At 28.7% G+C, this 22,868-nt stretch carries 19 protein-coding genes; all 19 read right to left on the bottom strand.

Annotation, left to right across the window (positions count from 1 at the left end; all coding sequences use genetic code 11):
- Nucleotides 1-16: 16 nt before the first annotated feature.
- Nucleotides 17-295 (bottom strand): LapA family protein, encoded by a 279-nt coding sequence (locus tag JX287_RS07875; RefSeq protein ID WP_204644338.1) that lies wholly within the window; start codon nucleotides 293-295, stop codon nucleotides 17-19.
- Nucleotides 295-2,292 carry an NAD-dependent DNA ligase LigA gene (gene ligA / locus JX287_RS07870; protein ID WP_204644383.1) on the bottom strand — a complete coding sequence of 666 codons (1,998 nt, stop codon included), beginning with the start codon at nucleotides 2,290-2,292 and terminating at the stop codon, nucleotides 295-297. Before ligA ends, JX287_RS07875 begins: the two co-directional genes overlap by 1 nt.
- The gene (locus JX287_RS07865; protein ID WP_204644337.1) at nucleotides 2,292-4,475 is read right to left on the bottom strand and encodes an ATP-dependent helicase; all 2,184 of its coding nucleotides are present in this window, start codon (nucleotides 4,473-4,475) and stop codon (nucleotides 2,292-2,294) included. Before JX287_RS07865 ends, ligA begins: the two co-directional genes overlap by 1 nt.
- Nucleotides 4,476-4,675: 200 nt before the next feature.
- Nucleotides 4,676-5,815, bottom strand: coding sequence for a recombinase RecA (recA, locus tag JX287_RS07860; RefSeq protein ID WP_204644336.1), 1,140 nt, complete (start codon nucleotides 5,813-5,815; stop codon nucleotides 4,676-4,678).
- A 16-nt stretch (nucleotides 5,816-5,831) separates the two neighbouring features.
- Complete coding sequence (locus JX287_RS07855; RefSeq protein WP_204644335.1) at nucleotides 5,832-6,746, bottom strand: fumarylacetoacetate hydrolase family protein; 915 nt, start codon at nucleotides 6,744-6,746, stop codon at nucleotides 5,832-5,834.
- A gap of 131 nt (nucleotides 6,747-6,877) precedes the next feature.
- Nucleotides 6,878-8,626, bottom strand: coding sequence for an excinuclease ABC subunit UvrC (gene uvrC, locus JX287_RS07850; protein WP_204644334.1), 1,749 nt, complete (start codon nucleotides 8,624-8,626; stop codon nucleotides 6,878-6,880).
- 83 nt (nucleotides 8,627-8,709) lie between these two features.
- Nucleotides 8,710-10,623 (bottom strand): Stk1 family PASTA domain-containing Ser/Thr kinase, encoded by a 1,914-nt coding sequence (gene pknB / locus JX287_RS07845; protein WP_204644333.1) that lies wholly within the window; start codon nucleotides 10,621-10,623, stop codon nucleotides 8,710-8,712.
- Nucleotides 10,613-11,359: a protein phosphatase 2C domain-containing protein gene (locus JX287_RS07840; protein ID WP_204644332.1), complete on the bottom strand. Its 747-nt coding sequence runs from the start codon at nucleotides 11,357-11,359 to the stop codon at nucleotides 10,613-10,615. The genes pknB and JX287_RS07840 overlap by 11 nt, the downstream gene beginning before the upstream one ends.
- The gene (gene rlmN, locus JX287_RS07835; RefSeq protein ID WP_204644331.1) at nucleotides 11,337-12,470 is read right to left on the bottom strand and encodes a 23S rRNA (adenine(2503)-C(2))-methyltransferase RlmN; all 1,134 of its coding nucleotides are present in this window, start codon (nucleotides 12,468-12,470) and stop codon (nucleotides 11,337-11,339) included. Before rlmN ends, JX287_RS07840 begins: the two co-directional genes overlap by 23 nt.
- Complete coding sequence (rsmB, locus tag JX287_RS07830; protein WP_204644330.1) at nucleotides 12,464-13,789, bottom strand: 16S rRNA (cytosine(967)-C(5))-methyltransferase RsmB; 1,326 nt, start codon at nucleotides 13,787-13,789, stop codon at nucleotides 12,464-12,466. Before rsmB ends, rlmN begins: the two co-directional genes overlap by 7 nt.
- Nucleotides 13,782-14,744, bottom strand: a complete 963-nt coding sequence (gene fmt, locus JX287_RS07825) for a methionyl-tRNA formyltransferase (protein WP_204644329.1) — start codon at nucleotides 14,742-14,744, stop codon at nucleotides 13,782-13,784. Before fmt ends, rsmB begins: the two co-directional genes overlap by 8 nt.
- An 88-nt stretch (nucleotides 14,745-14,832) precedes the next feature.
- Nucleotides 14,833-15,336, bottom strand: coding sequence for a methylated-DNA--[protein]-cysteine S-methyltransferase (locus JX287_RS07820; protein ID WP_204644328.1), 504 nt, complete (start codon nucleotides 15,334-15,336; stop codon nucleotides 14,833-14,835).
- 84 nt (nucleotides 15,337-15,420) lie between these two features.
- The gene (gene lspA, locus JX287_RS07815; RefSeq protein ID WP_204644327.1) at nucleotides 15,421-15,876 is read right to left on the bottom strand and encodes a signal peptidase II; all 456 of its coding nucleotides are present in this window, start codon (nucleotides 15,874-15,876) and stop codon (nucleotides 15,421-15,423) included.
- A 13-nt stretch (nucleotides 15,877-15,889) separates the two neighbouring features.
- Entirely contained in the window at nucleotides 15,890-16,534 is a 645-nt protein-coding gene (gene nth / locus JX287_RS07810) for an endonuclease III (RefSeq protein ID WP_204644326.1), read from the bottom strand.
- Nucleotides 16,515-17,036: a DnaD domain protein gene (locus tag JX287_RS07805; protein WP_204644325.1), complete on the bottom strand. Its 522-nt coding sequence runs from the start codon at nucleotides 17,034-17,036 to the stop codon at nucleotides 16,515-16,517. The genes nth and JX287_RS07805 overlap by 20 nt, the downstream gene beginning before the upstream one ends.
- Before the next feature lie 9 nt (nucleotides 17,037-17,045).
- Complete coding sequence (gene asnS, locus JX287_RS07800) at nucleotides 17,046-18,332, bottom strand: asparagine--tRNA ligase (protein WP_204644324.1); 1,287 nt, start codon at nucleotides 18,330-18,332, stop codon at nucleotides 17,046-17,048.
- A 129-nt stretch (nucleotides 18,333-18,461) separates the two neighbouring features.
- Nucleotides 18,462-20,312, bottom strand: coding sequence for an exonuclease domain-containing protein (locus tag JX287_RS07795; protein ID WP_204644323.1), 1,851 nt, complete (start codon nucleotides 20,310-20,312; stop codon nucleotides 18,462-18,464).
- Nucleotides 20,313-20,340: 28 nt separating this feature from the next.
- Nucleotides 20,341-21,501, bottom strand: a complete 1,161-nt coding sequence (locus JX287_RS07790; protein WP_204644322.1) for a CCA tRNA nucleotidyltransferase — start codon at nucleotides 21,499-21,501, stop codon at nucleotides 20,341-20,343.
- A 59-nt stretch (nucleotides 21,502-21,560) separates the two neighbouring features.
- Nucleotides 21,561-22,745 (bottom strand): acetate/propionate family kinase, encoded by a 1,185-nt coding sequence (locus JX287_RS07785; RefSeq protein ID WP_204644321.1) that lies wholly within the window; start codon nucleotides 22,743-22,745, stop codon nucleotides 21,561-21,563.
- Between the last annotated feature and the right edge of the window lie 123 nt (nucleotides 22,746-22,868).

Below are 22,868 nucleotides of genomic sequence, written 5' to 3'. Positions count from 1 at the left end.
TTTAATTATTTTTTGTTTATTCTTTTTTATCTTCTTCCAACTGTTCTTTAGTAAATAATAATTTTTCTGTTCTTTCGTATTTTTTTGATAAAGTTTTATATTTTTGACGCCAATATAGAGTCGCAAGTATCATTCCTATAAAGAAACATACAAAGAATAGAATCGTTAATGGCAATTTAACCGTAAAGAAGATAAATGATACAGGTACAGAATTGTAATTCATTATAAAGAAAGTAATTATTGACACAAAGGCTATGACTATCCCAAATACTTTATAAGGTAACTTATTATCCATTATTCCACCTCTCTAACCATATTAGCAAATTCTTCTTCATTTATTACTCTAATTCCTAATTGCTCAGCTTTAGCTAGTTTTGAGCCTGCTTTTTCTCCCGCAATTACTAAATCAGTTTTTGAAGTCACACTTCCTGTAACTTTTGCTCCATATTTTTCTAAATATTCTTTAGCTTCATTTCTTGTTAATTCTACTAATTTACCAGTTAAAACTACAGTTTTCCCAGAAAAAATATTATCTGCATTAACTTCTTGAATTTCATACTGAGGATTCATTCCAACTTTAATTAGATCATTTATAAATTTTATGTTATTTTCATCAGATAAATAATCTAAAATAGACTCAGCAGTAATTTGACCAACATCATCTAGATTTACAAGTTCATCTAGTGTAGCATTCATTAAATTAGACAGATTTAGATACTTTTCTGCCAATATTTTCCCTGCTTTTTTTCCTACATTAAGAATACCAAGTGCAAATATAACCTTGTCTAAACTGCTTTTTTTAGAATTCTCAATTGCATTTAAAAGATTATCTACTGACTTTTCTCCCATTCTATCTAATGATACTAGCTTTTCTCTTTCTAAAGAAAATAAATCAATAGTATGAGCAATAATACCTTTTTCATAAAGTGTAGTAACAACTTTATCGCCTAAGCCTTCGATATTTAAAGCATCTCTTGAGGCAAAGTGTATTATTCTTCTAATATTTTGATCCGGACAATCTGGATTTTTACATCTTGTAAATGGATCGTTTGGTTTTGTAAAAGTTTGTTGCCCGCATGATGGACAAACCTCTGGCATAATATATTTATCTGAATCCGAAAATCTTAGCTCTTTAATTACACGAACTACTTTTGGAATTATTTCACCCGCTTTTTTTACAACGACCATATCACCTATGTGAATATCAAGTTCATCAATAATATCTTTATTGTGTAAAGAAGCTTTAGATACTGTTGAGCCAGAAATTACGATAGGATCTAGTATAGCTACTGGCGTAATAATTCCAGTTCTACCAACACTAAGTTCTACACCAAGTAATTTAGTGGCTAATTCCTCTTCTGGGAATTTGTATGCAGTAGCCCATCTTGGACTTTTTTGAGTGTAACCAACTTTTTCCTGAGTATCATATGAGTTTACCTTAATAACGATACCATCTATATCATAAGGTAAATCTTTCTTATGCTCAGTCCAATAATTTATGTATTCTATTACGTCATCAATATTTTTGCATAATTTGAAGTTTGGATTTACAGGTAAATCATACTCCTTAGCTATATTTAAAGCATTCTCCTGTGAAACAATATTATCATCTCCAACTATTGAATAAATAAAAGCCGATAATCGTCTTTTCGCAGTTATTTTAGAATCGAGTTGTCTTAATGAACCCGCTGCAGCATTCCTTGGATTAGCAAATAATACTTCATTATTACTCTCTCGTTCAGCATTTAAAAGCTCAAATGATTTTCTTGGTAAATAAACTTCACCTCTTACCTCAAATGTTCTATTATCTTTCAGTACTTTTGGAATTGAGAAGATAGTTTTAATATTTTCAGTAACATCTTCACCTACACTACCATCTCCTCTTGTAGCAGCACTTACTAATTTACCATTTTCATATTTAATAGAAATTGCTAAACCATCGATTTTTAATTCACAAATATATTCAACATCCTGACTTGGTACTAGTTTTGAAACTCTTGCATCAAAATCTTTTAGGTCCTCAGTTGAGAAAGTATTAGATAAACTTAACATCGGAACTTTATGTGTTATTTTTTCAAATTCATCTAATATCTTATCACCTACTCGTTGTGTAGGAGAGTTTTCTAATATAAATTCTGGATATTTTTCTTCTAATTTTTCTAATTGTTTATATAATGTATCATATTCTGTATCAGAAATCTGTGGATTATCTTCAACATAATAATCATAAGAATATTTATTTAATAAAGAAACTAATTTCGAAATTTCTTCTTGAACTTGTTTCATAAAAATTAATCCTTTCTAGTTAAGTTGGCATACTCGATTAGTAATGTTTTTATATCAACTTCACTAAATTCAACTTTAACACTATCACTAGTAATATTTAGAACTTTACCTTCTCCAAATTTCTTATGAATAACAGTATCACCGATTACATAATTGGTATTGATAGCATTCTTAGGTTTATCTGAAATTTTAATTTTTGGACTAAGTCTACTAATAAATTTATTGGCTTCTTCAACATTTGAGCTACTAGAATCAAAAGAAGATCCAAAAGATGATTCAAAGTGCATAAGCTTATTAGGTACCTCATCTAAAAATCTAGAACGTTTATTCATCTTAATAGAACCAAATTGCATACGTCTATTCGCATATGACATAAATAGTTTTTCCTTAGCACGTGTAATTGCAACATATGCTAATCGTCGCTCTTCTTCCATCTTATTCTTTTCATCAGCACTACTTTCTGCATCACGAATTGAAGGGAATAGATTTTCTTCAAGTCCCATAATAAACACTACTTTATATTCTAATCCTTTTGCTGCATGAACTGTAGATAAAACAACAGAATCTTCTTCATTTTCATCATCAGCATCGGATGTAAGGGACATTTCAGATATAAAGTCAATAAGACTATCATTCATACTTGAGAATTGTTTGGCAGAAGACACTAACTCAGAAATATTCTCTATTCTACTTTCAGCATAGGCATCATTAGATTCTTTTAGCATATTTTCATATCCTGAATCTTTATAGATACCAATTATTAACTCATCAATTGAGTACTTATCAGTTTCTGAATATTTTTCCATTAGATTAGTTAATAAGTGAACATTAGTTGTAATTTTTTTAGATACACCTACTGCTTCTATATTCTTTAAAGCATCAAATAGTGATATACCATATTGTGTTGCATAATTATCAATTTTTTCCATTGAACTTGCACCAATTCCACGCTTAGGAACATTTATAATTCTTCTTAAACTAAATTCATCATCTCTATTAACTATTACATTAAGGTATGCTAGTAAGTCACGTACCTCTTGACGTTGTAAGAACTTAAGTGATCCGATAAGTTTATATGGTATACCAAAAGCTAAACAAGAATTTTCCATCTGACGAGAAAGATAGTTTGCTCGATATAAAATTGCAATATCTTTATATGATACGCCTTCTTTTTTCAATTCTTGAATTTTTTTTGCAATATCATCTGTTTCATCTTTATCATTTGAAGCAGCATATACTGATATTTTACCGCCACCTTTGTTTTCAGACCATAGAGCCTTTTCTTTTCTATCAGTATTATTTTTAATTACCGCATTCGCAGCATCTAAAATAGTTGAATTAGAACGATAGTTTTGATCTAAGAAAATTAGCTCAACATCTTTATAATCTTTTTCAAAGTTAATAATATTATCACTACATGCACCACGCCAACTATAGATACTTTGATCATCATCCCCAACAACACATACGTTTTTATGGACTTCTGATAGCATTTTAATTAATCTATATTGGATTACGTTAGTATCTTGATACTCATCGACATGAATATATTCAAATTTATTTTGATAAATAGCTAGTACTTCAGGGAATTTCTTAAATAGTATAATAGTTTTTAACATAAGGTCATCAAAATCAAGTACACTATTTTTCTTTAGATATCTTTGATAATGAGCATATATTTCAGCTACATTTTTCATATAACCAAAACGTGATTGTTCTCTCATAGCCTTTACAGTAGTCATACTATTTTTTGCATTTGAAATTATTTTTAGTATATTAGCTGGTTGATATGAGTCTTCTGAAAGATTAAGATTTTTAACAATTGTTTTTATAATACTTTTTTGTTCACTAGTATCCAAAATTGTAAAGTTTTTATTATATCCTAGCAGTTCTATGTGTTGACGTAGAATTCTTACACACATTGAGTGGAAAGTGTTTATCCAAATGTATTTAGAAGTTTCCCCTACTAATGCATAAATTCTTTCTTTCATTTCTTTTGCAGCTTTATTAGTAAAAGTTATAGCTAGTATATTACTTTCTAATACATTTTTTTCGGCAATTAAATATGCAATTCTATTAGTTAGCACACGTGTTTTCCCACTACCAGCACCAGCTATAACCATTACTGCACCATCAGTTTTTAAAATAGCTTTTAGCTGATTGTCATTCATATTTTGTATAAAATTCACAGTTATTTCTCCTATATTTTCTATAATTATATTTTATCATACTTTCAAAATAAAAACTCAGATATTATCTGAGTTTTTATTTTTATTTAGTTTGTATATTTATTTTAAAAACATAGCTACTGCAGATATAAACCCACTAGCTAATATAATAAATATCATTAACCATAATACAATTTTAAATATTTTTTTATTCATATATATTATTCTACCTCACCTAATGTTTCTATCCCTAAATCAAGTTCATCGATGTTATCATTTGAGTCATCTTCTATAGCTGAGTCAGTTTTTTTCCCAGTTTTATTCAGCAATTCTTCCCTAACAAGACCGTAAATTTCATTATATAGTTCTTCATTTTCTTCGAAGACTTTCTTCACGTTTTCACGACCTTGTCCTAAACGCTCTCCATTGTATGAGAACCATGATCCAGATTTGCTGATAATATCTAAATCAACTGCAAAATCAAGAGTTTCTCCGATTTTAGAAATACCTTCACCAAACATAATATCAACTTCTGCAATTTTGAACGGTGGAGCTACTTTATTTTTAACAATTTTAATTTTAGTTCTGTTACCTAAAATTTCACTATCAGCGCCTTTAATAGCTTCTCCTTTACGTACATCTATACGTACTGTAGAATAGAATTTTAGTGCACGCCCACCAGTTGTTACTTCCGGGCTACCAAACATTACTCCTACTTTTTCACGAAGTTGGTTTATAAATAAAGCAATGGTATTAGCTTTATTTATTTGACCTGTTAATTTACGTAAAGCTTGTGACATAAGACGAGCTTGTAATCCGATATGGTTAGCACCCATAACTCCATCAATCTCAGCTTTTGGTACTAAAGCAGCAACTGAGTCTATAACGATAATATCAATAGCTCCTGATAAAATTAATTTTTCAGCAATATCTAGCGCTTGTTCTCCGCTATCAGGTTGAGATAGGAAAAATTTACCCGGTGTGAAATCAACACCTAGAGCTTTTGCATATTCGATATCAAGTGCATTTTCAGCATCTATAAATGCAGCAATACCACCTGTTTTTTGAACTTCTGCAATCGCATGTAATGCTATTGTAGTTTTCCCTGATGATTCTGGACCATAAACTTCAACGATACGACCTTTTGGATATCCTCCAATTCCTAAAGCTGAGTCAATCGCTAATGAACCTGATGATACAGCTTCAACTTTAATCGGATTTTCAGATGAAATATCCATAATAGCACCTTTACCGTATTCTTTTTCAATTACTTTTATGGCTTCATTAATAGCGGCTTGACGTGCTTTTAAATCATCTTTTTCTATGTGAGTGACTTGTTTATCTTTTGATTTTTTTGCCATTGTTTTTCCTTTCTGCTTATTCTCCAATTACTGTAGTTAAAGTTCCAATACCTTCAACAGTGATTTTGATTTCATCACCTGTCTGTAAGAATTTTGGTGGATTTTGCGCTGCACCTACTCCTGCAGGTGTACCAGTAGCAATAATATCTCCAGCTTCTAGTGGAACTATTTTACTAATTTCTGCTAATACATCATCTACTCTAAACAACATTTCAGATGTCATAGCATTTTGTTTAATTTCACCATTAATTTTTGTTACGATACTCATTGATTCAGGTGAACTAACTTCATCTTTAGTTACTAAGTAAGGACCTACTACTGCTGATTTTTCTAATGATTTCCCTAAGAAAAATTGTCCGTGTTTATATTGTAGGTCTGTAGCTGTAATATCATTCATGATTGTGTAACCAAAAATATAATCTAAAACTAGTGGTCTTAGTATGTTTTTACCTGGTTTAGCTATTACTACAGCAAGTTCTCCTCCGAAGTCTAAGCTATCTGTAATATTTTTGTGAGATGGAACTACTTCATTATTTCCAGCTAGAGCTGTTGTTGCTTTCGTAAAGATAAGAACATCTTTCGGAGTTTTAGCCAGCTCATCTCCAAGTTCATTAACATGAGCCTCATAATTGTGCCCAACACAAAGAATATTTTTTGGTGTTCTTGTAATAGGTGAACGCCAAATTATTTTATCAAATGGTATTTTATAACTTTCAGATTTACCACTTTCTTCAACTAATTTTAGTACTTTTCTAATTTTTTCAATGAAAGAAACTCCATATACTTCAATTGCTTCTCTTAAAGTCGCAGGTATTTTATCAGTATTATCAAAATCTTCTAGTACTTTAATTAGATTCCATGCACTTTCTTCACGTTTTACTTTTACTCCATATAATTCATTATCGTTATAACTGAATGATAAAAATTTCATAGTTGCCTCCTCGACTGTTATAATTTCTTTAGGTTATTATACCATACTTTTAGTAATATTACTATAGAATAATTCAAAAAAATTAAGTTATCCGTATATTTATTTATATAAAATAAGGATAACTTAACAATTTATAAATTATTTTTCAAATTGTTTATTACATCTTTTGGAATACCTAATTTTAATAGTCTTTCTTCAGATGCTTCTTTAATTTCTTCGATTGAAGAAAATGTTTTAAGTAAGAGATTCTTTCTCACTTTTCCAATACCTTGAATATTGTCTAAACTAGAATTATACATATTTTTAGTTTTAATTGCTCTATGATAAGTAATAGCAAACCTATGGACTTCATCTTGTATTTGTTTTAAAAACAGATACTCAGCTGAAGTTTTAGGAAATTCAATAATTTCATAATCATCAGTAATAATATATTCTGTTATATGTTTATCGTTTTTTGCTAATCCAATAATTTTAATTTGCGTTAGTCCAAGAGTCTCATGAACAACCTCTATTGCAGCATTAAGATGGTTTTTTCCACCATCGACTATTAATAGTTCTGTATTAGTTTTCTTATCATTATAGTTTCTATATAAAACTTCTTTCATTGTTTGAACATCATTAATACCAATGGATTCATCAATTTTAAATTTTCTATAATTGTATGTGTTTTTCTTACCATTTGTAAAATTGACTTTTACCGACACAGCATCAACACCCATAATATTCGAATTATCAAACGCATCAATACTATCTATCGTTTTAACACCTAACTTTTCAGCTATATTGTTTAAAGTTACTTGTAATTTACGCTCTTTTAATTCTTCAATAGCTAAATTATTATTTAAATAGTGCGTCGCATTTTCTTTTACTGTATCTAATATTTTTCTATGATTTCCTCGTTTTGGTATAATCACTTTGCAATCAACAACATTAGAAAGTAAATTACCATCAACTTCATCGATATATATTTCTTTAGGTAATTTATTCATCGAATAATACTGCATCAAATAAGAATACAAAATTTGTTCTGGATTATCATATAAATTAAAGTATTCAACCTTACGTTCAATTATATTACCTAATCTTGATAAAAATATTTGAATACAAATATAATCATCATTAAAATTAAATCCGATATAATCTCTATCGATATTATTGCTATCAGCAACAACTTGATTTTGTACCGATACTTCAATTGATTTTATATAACTATGAATTTGTCTGGCAGCTTCAAATTCAAGATTTTGAATATGGTCTTGCATTTTATTATTTAAGTCTTCTAAAATTTCTTTAGTATTACCGGTTAGAAATGATTTTATTTTATTAATTTGAGTTTTATATTCATCAGGTATAATCTTTTTAGCACATGGCCCTATACATTCACCTATTTGATAATACATACAAGGACGTTTCTCAACAGGATTACACTTTCTAAGCGGATAAATTTTATCAAGAATTTTCTTCACTTCCATTGCTGATTTAATATCAACATATGGTCCAAAATAAATATTTTTATTATTTTTTTTGTACTTCCTAGTCATTAATAAACGTGGATGTTCTTCCTTAGTAACCATCAAATAAGGGTAACTCTTATCATCTTTTAATCGAATATTAAAGTACGGTCTATATTTTTTTATTAAATTATTCTCAAGTAATAATGCTTCCTTCTCTGAGTTTACTATAATGTATTCAAGATCTTCAATTTTCGAAACTAAAGTTTGTGTTTTTTTATTGTGAGTACCAGTAAAGTAACTTTTTACTCTATTCTTTATATTTTTAGCTTTACCTACATAAATAATCTCACCAATATTATCTTTATATAGATAACAACCTGGATTATCTGGCAGTAACTCTAATTTTTTCTGTAATGTTAAATTCATTATTATCACCATTTAATTGTATGTTAACTTTTTAAAAAAGCACAGTGAAATTAATATTTCTTCTGTGCTTTTATTGTCATTAGCTAGCTATTATTTCTTCTTTCATTCCTATTAGTAGATGTTGAAGATGTTGTATTTCTTGAAGATGTATTATTAGAGTTATTATCATTATTTGTTCTAGCATCAGTATCAGAATCGTCTCTTGAAGTTTTCTTCTCTTTTCCTTTAGAAATTATAATTTCAAGTGATTCCTCACTAGGAATTATACTAGATCCACTTCTTATACTTTGAGAAATTACTGTACCAGCTTCTTTGTCTGAGTATTCTTCTTTATAAGAAACATTTTTGAATCCATAAGAAGCAATTAAACTTTCAGCTCTACTACTTTCTTCACCAACTAAATTAGGCATAGATATTTTTTTCTTACCATTAGAAACTTGTATAATAAGCTCTTTTTCTTTTGGAACTATTTCTGTGCCTGCTGGAATGTTTTGCGATACTACTTTACCAGTATCATATCTATCGCTCTCAACTTTTTCTACAGTTATGTTTTTAAATCCTAGTTTTGATGCATTTCTTTTTACATTATCTTCATCCATACCAACAAAATTAGGCATATCAACAGTTTTCTTACCAGATGAAACGCGTAGATCAACTTTCGATCCTTTTCTAACTTTTTTACCTGCTTTAGGATCACTATCAATAACAGTTTTTTCTTTTACATCATCACTAGCGACTTCTGTTACATCTCCTACTTCTAAACCAGCCTTAACTATTGCAACCTTTGCCTCTTCTAAAGTTTTATTTCGAACATCGGGTGCCGATACACTGTTGGCACCTATTAAATAGTTATAGGTGAAAAATGCTCCAACAATAATAGCGACCATCGCAATAATTGCTAAGAAAATATGTTTAGCTTTAGAAGTTTCTTCCTTCTCATCTTTCTTGCTTACTTTATTATAACTATTCTTTGGTTGAGTATTTTGATAATTTCTATTATTATTTTGACGTTCATCTTCTTCATAATCATAGTAATCATCTTCGTCATTATAATTATTATAATCAGAATAAGCATGAGGTATATCAATAGGATTTCTATCTATATATTGAGTTTGATTATAATTATTACGAACAGATTCTGTAGGTATTTTAAATCCAGTATACTTATTCTCATGGAATCTTTCAGGATTTAAAACAGTACTAAGATCTTCAAATAATTCCTTAGAACTAATGTATCTTTCATTTGGGTTTTTCATAGTAGCTTGAAGCACTATATTTTTCACACTTTGAGGCACATGGTCTCTATATTTATCAATCTCAGGAAGTTCCTCTTGAAGATGTTTTAAGGCTATAGCAACTGCAGACTCACCTTTAAATGGTATTTGTCCTGTTATCATTTCAAAAATAAGAATACCTAATGAGTAAATATCACTTTGTGCTGTAGCAACATTTCCTCGTGCCTGTTCAGGAGATAAATAATACACAGTTCCTAACATTTGGTTCGTTTGAGTCAATGTTGTATCACCATATGCTCTAGCTATACCAAAATCGGTTATTTTACATGTTAAATTCTCATTCATTAATATATTTTGAGGTTTAATATCTCTATGAATTATACCATTTTGATGTGCATGACTTAATCCTGCAGCAATTTGTTTCGCTATATGAACAATAGTCTCAATAGGCATACGTGGATTTTTTATCATGTAGTCTTTTAAAGTCATCCCTTCTACATATTCAAGTATCAAATAGTAAAATTCTCCTTCATTCTCTACATCATAAATAGACACAATATTAGGGTGAGAAAGGCTTGTCACTGCTTTCGCTTCCCTATTAAATCTTTTAACCGCATCTTCATCATTTGCATCGATTTTAAATGTTTTTATAGCCACTTGTCTATCTAAAATAGTATCATACCCTAGCCATACAGTAGCCATTCCACCAGTACCTAGATGATCTAAAATCTTATATCTATTACATATAATTTTATTTATCATGGTTTACACCCCCTAGATTTTTTATTATTGCTACCGATATATTATCTACTCCTCCACGATTTACACATAATTCTATAAGTTTTTCTACAGATATTGATAACTCATTGTTTCTAACTATATCTTGAATTTCTTCATTTTCTATCATATTCGTTAAACCATCAGAACAAAGTAAAAAATAATCATAGTTGTTCAAATCGTCAATAAATGTGTGTAAATTAATATTATCTCTTGTAGCTAAAGCTTGAGTAAGTACATGACGTTCAGGATGAGTTTTTGCTTCTTCTTGAGTTATAGCTCCTGCACTAATTAAAGCTCCAACAAATGAATCCTCAACAGTAACAATATTCATCTCATTATCTTTTGTCAAACCGTACGCGCTACTATCACCGATATTGCAAACAAGAACTCGATTGTCAAATGTCGCTACAGCTACTATAGTAGTACCCATTTTTTTATTTTTCTCTTGTGATTTATTAAATAATTCTAAATTTAACTTATCTATTTTATCACAAAGCCAATTTTTCATATTATTAAAATTGGCAAACGTTAAATCTTGCCATTCTTTTTCTAAAGTCGACACGATATAATTACTTGAATATGCTGCATTACTATGACTCCCTACACCATCACAAACAACGGCAAGGACTTCTCCTTGTTTATTCTTTGTAACACTAACTGCATCTTCATTTTTTTCTTTTCTTCCCTTATTACTATTATACGAATATACTAGTGGCATCTGGAATTCCTCCTTTTACCTCTTCCTTACGTTCTTTTGCACGAAGTTGTCCACAGGCGGCATCTATATCGTCACCTTGTGTTCTTCTAATTGTTACATTAACTTTATTTTTCTTAAGCACTTTTTCAAATGCAAATATATCACTTTTACTTGTTCTAACGTAGTTACGTTCTGGAACATAGTTAATAGGAATTAAGTTAACATGACAGTTTAGACCTTTAATAATCTCCGATAATTTCTCTGCGTGTTCTTTTTGGTCGTTTACTTTACCCATTAGACCATATTCAAAAGTAATACGACGATTAGTAGTTTCTTGATAATATTTTAAAGCTTCCATAAGCTTATCAATGTTGTAAGCTCTATTTACTGGCATGATTTTACTTCTTAATTCATTAGTAGGTGCGTGTAAAGAAACCGCGAAGTTAATTTGAACTTTTTCATTCGCAAAATCATATATTTTTGGAACTATTCCAGAAGTTGAAACAGTAATGTGTCTAGCTCCAATATTGAAACTTTCATCACTATTTACTATTCTGATGAAATCCATCATCTCATCGTAGTTTTCAAATGGTTCACCGATACCCATAATTACGATACTAGAGATACGTTCACCTTTCTTATCCAATTCTTGTTGAACTTTTAATACTTGAGATACAATCTCCCCTGCTTCAAGATTACGCTTTAATCCACCTAGAGTAGATGCACAGAAAGTACAACCTATACGACATCCTACTTGAGTCGTTACACAAAGAGAATTCCCATATTTATTTTTCATAAGTACACTCTCAATTGTATATTTATCTTGAAGCTCGAATAAGAACTTCATAGTACCATCAGCTGATTCTTGTTTAATTATTGTTTTTAAAGTTGTAATTTCGAACTCTTCTGCTAATTTTTCTTGTAACGATTTAGGTACATTTTTCATTTCTGAAAAATCTGTAACTCTCTTTTTATATAACCAATCATAAATCTGCTTAGCTCTAAATTTCTTTTCACCAATACTAACAATATATTCTTCTAGTTGATCTAACCTTAAAGAATATATTGACATTTTATCGAAATCTTTTAACCATCTAGACTTTTTATAGCCTTTAAAATCTGAAATTAACATTTTTCCTCCATTTTCTTAAGTTTTGCGATAAAAAATCCATCGCAACTATATTCATCTGGTAGTATTTCTAATACACCATTTTCTTTCGATTTAACTATACTATTGTTTAAAGTTATATTCTCTAAACTAAAATCTTTGTTTTCTTTTAAAAACTTCTCGATATTTTTTATATTTTCTCTCTTATCTATTGTACAAGTAGAATACATAAGTATTCCACCTTGTTTAACATAATTTTTACTATTTTCTAAAATTTTATATTGAAGTCTAGCTATGTCTTCTACATGCGAATTTGTTATTTTATATTTAATTTCGGGTTTATTTTTAATAACCCCAATTCCAGAACAAGGAACATCACATACAACTATATCAAAATTTTCAATAAATGAATCATTATTTACTGATGCATCTTGTTCTTTTACTTGAATATTTTTTATATCAAGTTTTTCTTTGTTATCTTCGATTAACTTAAGCTTATGTATATATTTATCACATGAAGTTAAAGTAGAATTAAAATACTTACTCGCTATATGAAGACTTTTACCTCCTGGAGCAGCACAAGTATCTAGTATTTTGTATTCTTTATCCACTGGCAATCCAATAGACGTTGCAACTAATGCACTAGCTTCATCTTGAACAATATAATACCCTTTTGTAAATAAATTACTATCTAGGTTTAATTTATTTAAAACAAGACTATCTTCACAGATTTCACTCTCGCTAACAGCATCACCTAATTTTTCTATTAGCTCTTTCTTAGTGATTTTTAAAGGATTATATCTAATACTATTTTTACTCTTCTCATTAAAAGATAGAACAATTTTTTGAGCTTTTTCTACTCCGTATTGTTCTTTAAGTATATTGTATAATTCGTTAGGACAACTATTTTCTATACAGAATTGCTCAGTTCTATTTTTATACTTAAGATCTAAATTACTAGCTTGTCGTTCAATATTTCTGAGAATACCATTTACGAATTTTCCCGTAATATTACCAGCAATTTTTTTACTTAATTTTACTGCTTCATCAATAATAGCAAAATTTGGAGTTTTATCCATATAAAGAAGCTGATAAATACTCATTAATAAAATAATTTTAACCTTTGGTTTAACTCTTCCTTTAGAATAAGACTTAAGTATATGTTCTAAATACAATTTATTCTTAATAGTACCATATACTACTTCACTAATAAATCTTTTATCTTGTTCTTGAAGCTTATGTTGATTAAAGTACTTATTTAACGTAATATTACTATAACCATCTTCTTGAATGATTGTATAAAGTACTTCATAAGCAATATATCTAGCATTAATGCTACTCATTTTCTTCACCTAAGATTGTTCCTACATAATCTTTCTTATTAGATAAGAAATTAACTACAGGCATACGCTTCTTACCAGAAACTTGAAGTTCCTGTACTTTAAGAACTGTACCCTTTCCACATAAAACATAGATATTTTTCTTATCTTGCTTAATTATAGTTCCTACTTTACTATAACTAGATTGTTCTTCTAACTCAATAACTTCACTAGACCAGATTTTTAACACATTACCATCTAAGTAAGTAAATGCACCTGGTGCAGGGTCTAATGCACGAACTTTATTAAACACTTCTCTTGCTGATGTATTCCAATCAATTTTTTCATCTTCTCTTAAGATATTTCTTGCAAATGTAGCTTGCTCGTCATCTTGTTTTTCAGGTGCAATGTCGCCACTAAAAATTTTCGGTAAAGTTTTATTTAGTAAATCGCGACCAGCTACTGAAAGTTTATCATGTAACGTTTCATAGTTATCACTATCTAAAATATCAACTTCTACTTTTGAAATCATATCTCCTGCATCTAGTTTTTTAACCATATACATAATAGTAATACCCGTTTTCTTATAATCTTCTAGTATCGAATATTGAATAGGTGCTCCCCCTCGTAATTTGGGTAATAACGACCCATGAACGTTTATACATTTATGTTCTGGAATTTCTAAGATTTTTTCTGGTACAAGCTGTCCATATGCAGCTGTAATAATTATATCTGGATTAAGATTTTTTAAAGTATTATACGTCTCTTCGTCTGTAGATATTTTTTCAGGTTGTAATACTTTAATATTATGTTCTAATGCAACTCCTTTTACAGGTGGTGGTGTTAAAACTTTTTTTCTACCAACTTTTTTATCTGGTTGGGTAATCACTAAATCTACTCCATAATTTTCAATTAACATTTCTAAAACAGGAACAGCAAACTTTGGAGTTCCCATAAATACTATTTTTTTATTGTTCATTTATTTCTCCTAATAAAGAATTTAATCTTACTAATTATACCATATTTTTTCATAATCTTCTAATATTCATCGTTTTTTAGCATGCTAGTTAATAATAATTATTATCAGATTCAAAATTTAATAAAAACCTCTTGTTTTCTAATCCTGCAGCATAGCCTGTTAAAGATCCATCAGTACCTATAACTCTATGACAAGGAATAAATATCAAAAATGGATTATGCCCAACTGCTCCACCTACAGCTTGAGATGACATACCATTAATCCCCTGTAATTCAGCAACTTTCTTAGAAAGATACTTATAAGTAACTACTTCACCATATGGAATATCTTTAAGTAACGACCAAATTTGCTTCCTAAATTCTGTTCCTATCAGTTTAATAGGTATATTTTTCAAACTAGGTTTTTGATTACTAAAATAGCTATTTAACCATAATTTCGCTGTATTAAATATTTCTAAATCATCATTAAATTCATAGGTATCAAGATTATCAGGAAAATATTTTTGGTCTTCTAAATAACATCCACATAAATGCGAACCATCAGAAATTAAATATAGAAGACCTATATTACTCTTAAACGTGCAATAATACATTTAAAACTCCTTTAATTTTATATTACAATTATTATTATAACAAAAAAGAGAGCATGATTAAAAAAATCATCTCTCAATAAATTATTATTTTTCTTCTTCTTTGTAAATCTTAAATAACAAGAATACAACTCCTACACAAATAAAGCAATCCGCCAAGTTGAATATAGGAAAATCATAGCCAAAAATTCTAAAATCTAGAAAATCCACGACTTCATGTCTAGTTAATCTATCAATAAAATTACCAATTGCTCCACCATAAATTAAAGAAAAAATACCTTTATCAAAATTTGATAATGAATTTCTTTGTTTATATAAATAGTAAGTTAAAATAGCAATAAAAATAATAGTAACTATTATAAAAAATAATCGACTGTCCTGTAAAATTCCCCAAGCAGCCCCTCTATTTCTATGAGATGAAATACTAAAGAAATTTGCTATAACTTCTTTACTTTCTCCTAATGCAAAATGATTAACTATGAAATTTTTACTAAGTTGATCTAGTAATATTAAGAAACATGCTATTACAAATATAATTAACATCTGTATTCTCCTCTTATTTTAGTACTAATAATTTTTCTAATTCTGGGTCAATTGTACGTTCACCTCTAGCTGGAAGTTTATATCGACCTAAATGAATAAGCTGATGATGAATTTTCCCCCAGCTTTCCATAGGGAAAATACTCATAAGGGTTTTTTCAACCTGAAGCGGGCTATCAGTTAACTCAGCTAAGCCAAACATCTTCGCCACACGCTCAACATGCGTATCTACAGCAATTGCAGGAATATTGAATCCAACAGATAGAACAACATTAGCAGTTTTTCTTCCGACACCTGGTAATTTTTCTAACTCTTCTCTAGTCTGAGGAATTTCATAATCGTAAACATCTCTTAACATATTAGCCATTCCTACAATATTTTTTGATTTTGCTTTATATAACCCTAAAGTTTTAATATACTTTTCTATATCCTCTACCTTAGCATCAGCATAATCATCAATTGTTTTATAATTTTCAAATAAACCAACTGTAGCTCTATTAACATACTCATCTTTACATTGTGCAGATAACAAAACAGCAATAATCAATTCTAAATTATTAGAAAAATCTAATTCACATTCAACATCAGGAAATACTTTATCCAAATATTCCATTATTTTTCTTGCTCTTATTTTCTTTTGTCTATTTGTTAAACCAGTCATAACCTAAACTACTACCACTTTCTTTTTGTATATCATTACTAACTTTATTATTTAAAATACCATTTACATAGTTTAAATTTCTTGAAATAGTTAATGCCTCGTCGATTTCTTTTTTTGCATATTTCTTATCAAACCACGATGATACAATATCCATTTCTTTTGAAGTTAGAATCTTCCCTGTGACTTTCTCTACCAATTTTAAAAGTTCACGCAATGTGTAATAATCATCTTTATTGTTAAATACTCTAAAATTAATTTTACTATCCGGTAAAACCGCTATTACATCTTTATTAATTAAATTTTCTAATTTAGAGAAAATCTGATTCTCAGGTAAATTCAATTTATCTTTAAAATCTTCTGTTGAAAATGGAATTTCTCCTTGATTTGTCAAATAACTTATCTGAAGAAGAAACATAGCTTCCTCTCCAGATAAGTTATGAGAAGTATAATTCATTAAGAAATCAGCATCAACTAAAAGACCTTTTATATTGATATTAATCATATTAAACTCCTATGGTGTCAGTCTGTTTAATAAACGAGGGAATGGCACAGTTTCACGAACGTGTCCGTTACCTGTAATCCAAGCTACAGTTCTTTCCAGACCTAATCCGAATCCAGCGTGTTCAACAGAACCATATTTACGTAAATCTAAATACCAACCATATGCATCAAGATTTAAATCATGTTTTTTAATGTTTTCTAATAATTTATCGTAGTCATCAATACGTTGAGAACCACCGATAATTTCTCCATATCCTTCAGGAGCAATTAAATCAGCACATAATACAACACCAGGTTCGTTTGGATCTTCAATCATATAGAATGGTTTAATATCTAATGGCCAGTGAGTAATAAATACTGGTTTATTATAACTATTAGCTATAAACGTTTCGTGAGGTGATCCAAAATCATCTCCATATTCAATATCATCAAATCCATTTTCTTTTAATAAATTAATTGCATCTTTATATTTAATACGAGGGAATTCTCCTCTAGCATTTTCTAATGCTTCAATGTCACGACCTAAAACTTTAAGCTGTTCTTGACATTTTTCTAATACATCAGTTAATAAATGATTAACAAATGCTTCTTGTAATGCTAAACTTTCATCATGATTACAGAATGCCATTTCAGCTTCAATCATCCAGAACTCAATTAAATGTCTACGAGTTTTAGATTTTTCCGCTCTAAATGTAGGTCCAAATGAAAATACTTTTCCAAAAGCCATTGCAGTAGCTTCTAAGTATAATTGACCAGATTGAGAAAGATATGCTTCTTCATCAAAGTATTTAGTATTAAACAATTCTGTAGTTCCCTCCGGAGCTGATGAAGTTAAGATTGGTGGATCAGTTTTTAAGAAACCTTCTTTTTCAAAGAAATCATAAGTTGATTTAATAATTTGATTTCTAATTGTTAAAATAGCATGTTGTTTTTTAGAACGAATCCAAATGTGACGATTGTCTGCTAAAAATTCAACACCGTGATCTTTTGGAGTAATTGGGTAATCTATAGCTTCAGAAATAACTTCGAAGTCTTCAATTTCTAATTCAATACCCGAAAGTTCTCTATCGTTTTCTTTAATTAATCCTGTTACTTTTAATGAAGTTTCTTGTGGTAAGTGACGTAATTGTTGGTATCTTTCCTCACCTAAAGATTCTTTCAAAGCAATAGCTTGAATAAATGCAGCTCCATATCTTAGTTGGAAAAATGCAATTTTACCACTACTTCTCTTGTTAGCAATCCATGCACCAAGAGTTACTTTTTGACCTAGTTGTTCTTTTAAATTATTAATATTCAACTTGAAGTCCCTCCTAATTTTAATTAATATTTTATTCGAAATTTAAATTATCATATTATATATATAAACTAATTATATTATAACATAGATTTATCATTTTTTTAATTATGTGTTTTTATTTTTCTCTATCTAATGTTCTAAATCACGAAAAACTATTATACTCTCAAAAATATCTTTTAAATAATAACGATATTCTAATATATCCTTCGTAGCATAACATCTATAGGATATTTTATTATTTTTTATAACTTCATTGTATAACTCGTTAAAATTATCTTTTATTGAGAAATTATAATATTTTATATAACTTCTTTTTTCTCTCTTATTAAAATATAAATCCTTATATTTATTACTTTCAAATACATATAATATTGAACCTATAGCTTTTGAATTTAATAGTTCCTCATCTCTATTGCTATAAATATAATGGTATTTTGCTTTTAAATTTAAATACTTGTGCTTTCTTGAATGAACAACATTAATTAAATTTTTAACTTTTTTATCATCTACTACAGTTAATTTCAAACTATTTTCTTGGTCAAGAACAGTAAATTTATAGGTATTCTTAGAATTAGTAAGGACATTTTTTAGTTTTTTCATAAATTTATAAGATATTGGCAAATTATTTCTATACGCCTTTATATCGTTTAATATTGCTTCAACATCTTGTAAAATAAAACTTAAACTATCATTATATAAGAATAAACTTTCTGAAATATACATTTCATGTAAAAACTTAACTAGTCCGTCAATGTTATTTCTAAGAATTTTTATACTCTTATCTTTAAGATTTCTAGATACAGCAACATTTAGTTCAACAACAACATTTTTATAGAAATAATCTTTTGTATTTTTTGAATCTAGTTCACGACCTAAGATTTTCTTATTTTCAAATATATAAGTATGATTTTTAAAATTATCGTTTTCTAATAAATACTCAATAGAATTATAATTTGTAACAATATTTTCACAAGTTTCCGCTGCTTTCTTTTTCTCATCGAAATAATAAGATTTCGAACTAATTAAAACACCATTTTTAATATTTTCTATATACATTTTTTCAAGATAAAGCAAGTTTAACTCATTAAAATCACCTGAGTTTGTTTCTAATATCCATACATATAACTTAATTAAAAGTTTATCTAAATTTAAATCTTCTTTTTTAGGGAATAATTTAAAAACATTTAACGGAACATAATTGCTTTTTTCTTTTAAAATAACATAATTAGAAATTTTAAAGTTTTCTATATAGTTTTGTTCATTTATTGAAGAAAATAGAATAAATTTATTGTTGAATCTCTTTGCATTAATCACATAAGAGACTTTTTTAAAATCAACATCGTGAAAACAAATAAAATTACCTTTACTATTTTTTTTATTATTAAATCTTCTTTTACAATATCTAGCAAATTCTAATGTATTATAATCGATTTTTTCTAAAAGTACTTCTATTTTTTTGAAGTTATTTGAATTAATATTCGCTATTTTCTTAGAAATTTCTTTTAGTAATGCTACTGTTACTTTGACATCAACTGCGGCATTATGAAATTTATCACCAGTATAAAGGTTGAGAGAATTTGACAAGTCAGATAATTTATAACTTTCTTGAGTAGGCATAAATAGTCTTGCTAATTCAACAGTGTCTAAAGACATTTTCGAATGATATCTAATCCCGACATCATGAAATCTTTTTTTCAAAATTACATAGTCAGAAGGTAACCCGTGACACACGAGTATATCATTTTTTATAAATTCATATAATTCATGTGCTACTTCTTCGAAATACATTTTTTCACTTAACATTTCATTACTTATTCCCGTTAACTCAGTAACAAAAGAAGAAACTTGCTTTTTAGGCTTGATATAATAATTTATAGACTCTAACTCTTTAAACTCTTGATCAAGTTTTGTTGCAGAAAACTGTATAATTTCTTTATCTTCTGTTAATTCAATATCGACAACACAAAATATTTTATCCATTTATTCTCTCACCTCACTTTCACTATATCTATATATTATCTCTTATTTTCTTAAGAAAATCTACTATATTATTTTCAGTATTATTTATTTTATTCAATAAAATTGCTTCTTCTAACTTTTTAGTAACTTCCTTTATCCATGAGCCTGGTGATTTATCTATTATCCTAATAATCTCAGTTGAAGTTATAGCTATATCATTAAATGAACTTATTGGTAAATTAATTATATCGATATCTTTTTTATCACAGTACCCGAAATAATCAACTATAAAATAAATATCATCCTTATCATATTTATATAAAATGAGTTCTAATGGTATGTTATCAAGAAATTCTAGATTAATTCTCTCGTATTCTTTAATTTTTCTAATTTCTTTGTTTGATAGCTTTAAATCTCTTAATTTTTCAAAAGAAATATCATTCAATTTTGCTAAAATATATAAACTTTGACAAAATGTATATTTGGAACATTCAACAAAACTAATAATATCATTTAAAAAAGGTATATAAGTATTCAACTTACTATCAAGTAATAATTCTAAACTACGTTTACTTCCAATACCAGCTAGTAATTTTTTAAATTCATTTACAATACGTTCTATCGAAACAAACTTAATAAGCTCAGCATTCTTTTTTATAGCAACTAATGTATTATCCTCAATTTCAAACCCTAACTTTGATGAAAAACGAAAAGCTCTTAACATTCTTAAAGCATCTTCAAAAAATCTTTCATTAGGGTTATTTACAGTTTTTATTATTTTATTAGTTAAATCTTTTATTCCATTGTGATAATCATAAAGTTTACCATTACTATCTAAAGCCATAGCATTAATAGTGAAATCTCGTCTATCAAGATCATCTCTTAGATTACTAACAAACTCAACTTTTTCTGGTGTTCGATGATCTATATAGTCGTCTTCAGTCCTAAAGGTAGTTACTTCATAACTTTCTCCATTTACTAATATAGTAACAGTCCCATGTTGAATTCCTGTATCAATACTTTTTCTAAAGATTTTTTTTACTTCCTCTGGCAAAGCATTAGTAGTTATATCAATATCTGAAAACTCATACCCAAGTAAAAAATCTCTTACACAACCCCCTACAAAATACGCTTCATAACCTGCTTTATTGAATCTTTCTAGTACATCTACAGCACTGTTAAATTTTTTTCTAAAGTTATTTATTTCCATAATATCCTTCCAAAATACTAAAGGGCTGGAGAAACCCCAGCCCTGTTAATATCTTACTATTATTTAGATAAGTTATAAGTATCTCTAGCAATCATAACTTCTTCATCTGTTGGAATTACGAAAGCTTTAACTTTTGAGTCTGCTGTAGAAATTTCTGCAACTTTTCCACGTACATTGTTTTTTTCTTTATCAACTTGTACACCTAGGAAAGTTAAACCTTCTAATACTTCTTCACGTACCCATGTAGCATTTTCACCAACACCAGCTGTAAATACGATAGCATCTACACCATTCATAGCTGCAGCGTATGCTCCAACATACTCTTTAATTCTGTTGATGTAAACATCAATAGCCTCAGCAGCATGTGGATTTGTATCTCTTGCATCTTCAACGTCACGTAAGTCAGAAGAAAGTGCAGAAACACCTTTTAGTCCTGATTCAAAGTTGAAAATACGTACGATTTCTTCAAGAGATAATCCTGTTTTTTGAGCAATGTATGGAATTGTTGCTGGATCAATATCACCAGTTCTAGTACCCATTACTAATCCAGATAGTGGAGTGAATCCCATAGATGTGTCGAATGATTTACCATTTTTAATAGCACAAATTGAAGCTCCGTTACCAATGTGGCATGAGATTGTTTTTAATTCTTTAGGATCTTTTCCTAGAATTTCAGCAACTTTCTCTCCAATGTATCTATGACTAGTTCCGTGAGCACCATATTTACGAACTCCATATTTTTCATAGAATTCTCTTGGTACAGCATACATGTATGTTGATTTAGGCATACTTTGGTGGAATGCAGTATCAAATGTTAATACGTTTGGAACACCTGGTAATTCTTTTTGGAATGAACGAACACCTTTAATATTCGCTGGGTTATGTAAAGGCGCTAAGTCTTCAATTGAATCTACTTTAGCTAGCTCTTCATCATTTACTAATACAGAAGCATCGTAGAATTCTCCACCATGTACTACACGGTGCCCAACACCTTCGATTTCTTTTACATCTTTAACTATACCTAGTTTAGTTAATTTTTCAAGTAACATTTCAATCGCTACATCATGATTTGGAATATCTAATGTTTCTTTATTTTTTTCACCGTTGAATTCGATAGTGAATACACTATTTTCAATACCGATCCTTTCAACTAGTCCTTTAGTAATAACTTTTTCTTCAGGCATTTCAAATAATTGAAATTTTAAAGATGAACTTCCTGAGTTAATAGCTAGTATCTTTGTCATAAGTATATATCTCCTCTTACTCTATTTACATTATATACTCTATTATCTCATTAATTATAATTAATTACAAGAGTTATTTATAACTTTATAATAAAAAATTTACAAAAAAACTGATAACTAGAA

Origin of the sequence: Gemella haemolysans, from assembly GCF_901873445.1 — a bacterium.
Lineage (GTDB): Bacteria > Bacillota > Bacilli > Staphylococcales > Gemellaceae > Gemella > Gemella haemolysans_C.
The sequence above is the reverse complement of the archived record's forward strand: the minus strand, read 5'-3'. Positions and strand labels throughout refer to the sequence as shown.

Excerpts from the sequence above, each read along its gene's own strand:
- JX287_RS07875 (WP_204644338.1), bottom strand. The coding sequence starts at position 295 with ATGGATAATAAGTTACCTTATAAAGTATTTGGGATAGTCATAGCCTTT.
- recA (WP_204644336.1), bottom strand. The coding sequence starts at position 5,815 with ATGGCAAAAAAATCAAAAGATAAACAAGTCACTCACATAGAAAAAGAT.
- JX287_RS07855 (WP_204644335.1), bottom strand. The coding sequence starts at position 6,746 with ATGAAATTTTTATCATTCAGTTATAACGATAATGAATTATATGGAGTA.
- uvrC (WP_204644334.1), bottom strand. The coding sequence starts at position 8,626 with ATGAATTTAACATTACAGAAAAAATTAGAGTTACTGCCAGATAATCCA.
- pknB (WP_204644333.1), bottom strand. The coding sequence starts at position 10,623 with ATGATAAATAAAATTATATGTAATAGATATAAGATTTTAGATCATCTA.
- JX287_RS07840 (WP_204644332.1), bottom strand. The coding sequence starts at position 11,359 with ATGCCACTAGTATATTCGTATAATAGTAATAAGGGAAGAAAAGAAAAA.
- rlmN (WP_204644331.1), bottom strand. The coding sequence starts at position 12,470 with ATGTTAATTTCAGATTTTAAAGGCTATAAAAAGTCTAGATGGTTAAAA.
- rsmB (WP_204644330.1), bottom strand. The coding sequence starts at position 13,789 with ATGAGTAGCATTAATGCTAGATATATTGCTTATGAAGTACTTTATACA.
- fmt (WP_204644329.1), bottom strand. The coding sequence starts at position 14,744 with ATGAACAATAAAAAAATAGTATTTATGGGAACTCCAAAGTTTGCTGTT.
- JX287_RS07820 (WP_204644328.1), bottom strand. The coding sequence starts at position 15,336 with ATGTATTATTGCACGTTTAAGAGTAATATAGGTCTTCTATATTTAATT.
- lspA (WP_204644327.1), bottom strand. The coding sequence starts at position 15,876 with ATGTTAATTATATTTGTAATAGCATGTTTCTTAATATTACTAGATCAA.
- nth (WP_204644326.1), bottom strand. The coding sequence starts at position 16,534 with ATGACTGGTTTAACAAATAGACAAAAGAAAATAAGAGCAAGAAAAATA.
- JX287_RS07805 (WP_204644325.1), bottom strand. The coding sequence starts at position 17,036 with ATGATTAATATCAATATAAAAGGTCTTTTAGTTGATGCTGATTTCTTA.
- JX287_RS07795 (WP_204644323.1), bottom strand. The coding sequence starts at position 20,312 with ATGGATAAAATATTTTGTGTTGTCGATATTGAATTAACAGAAGATAAA.
- JX287_RS07790 (WP_204644322.1), bottom strand. The coding sequence starts at position 21,501 with ATGGAAATAAATAACTTTAGAAAAAAATTTAACAGTGCTGTAGATGTA.
- JX287_RS07785 (WP_204644321.1), bottom strand. The coding sequence starts at position 22,745 with ATGACAAAGATACTAGCTATTAACTCAGGAAGTTCATCTTTAAAATTT.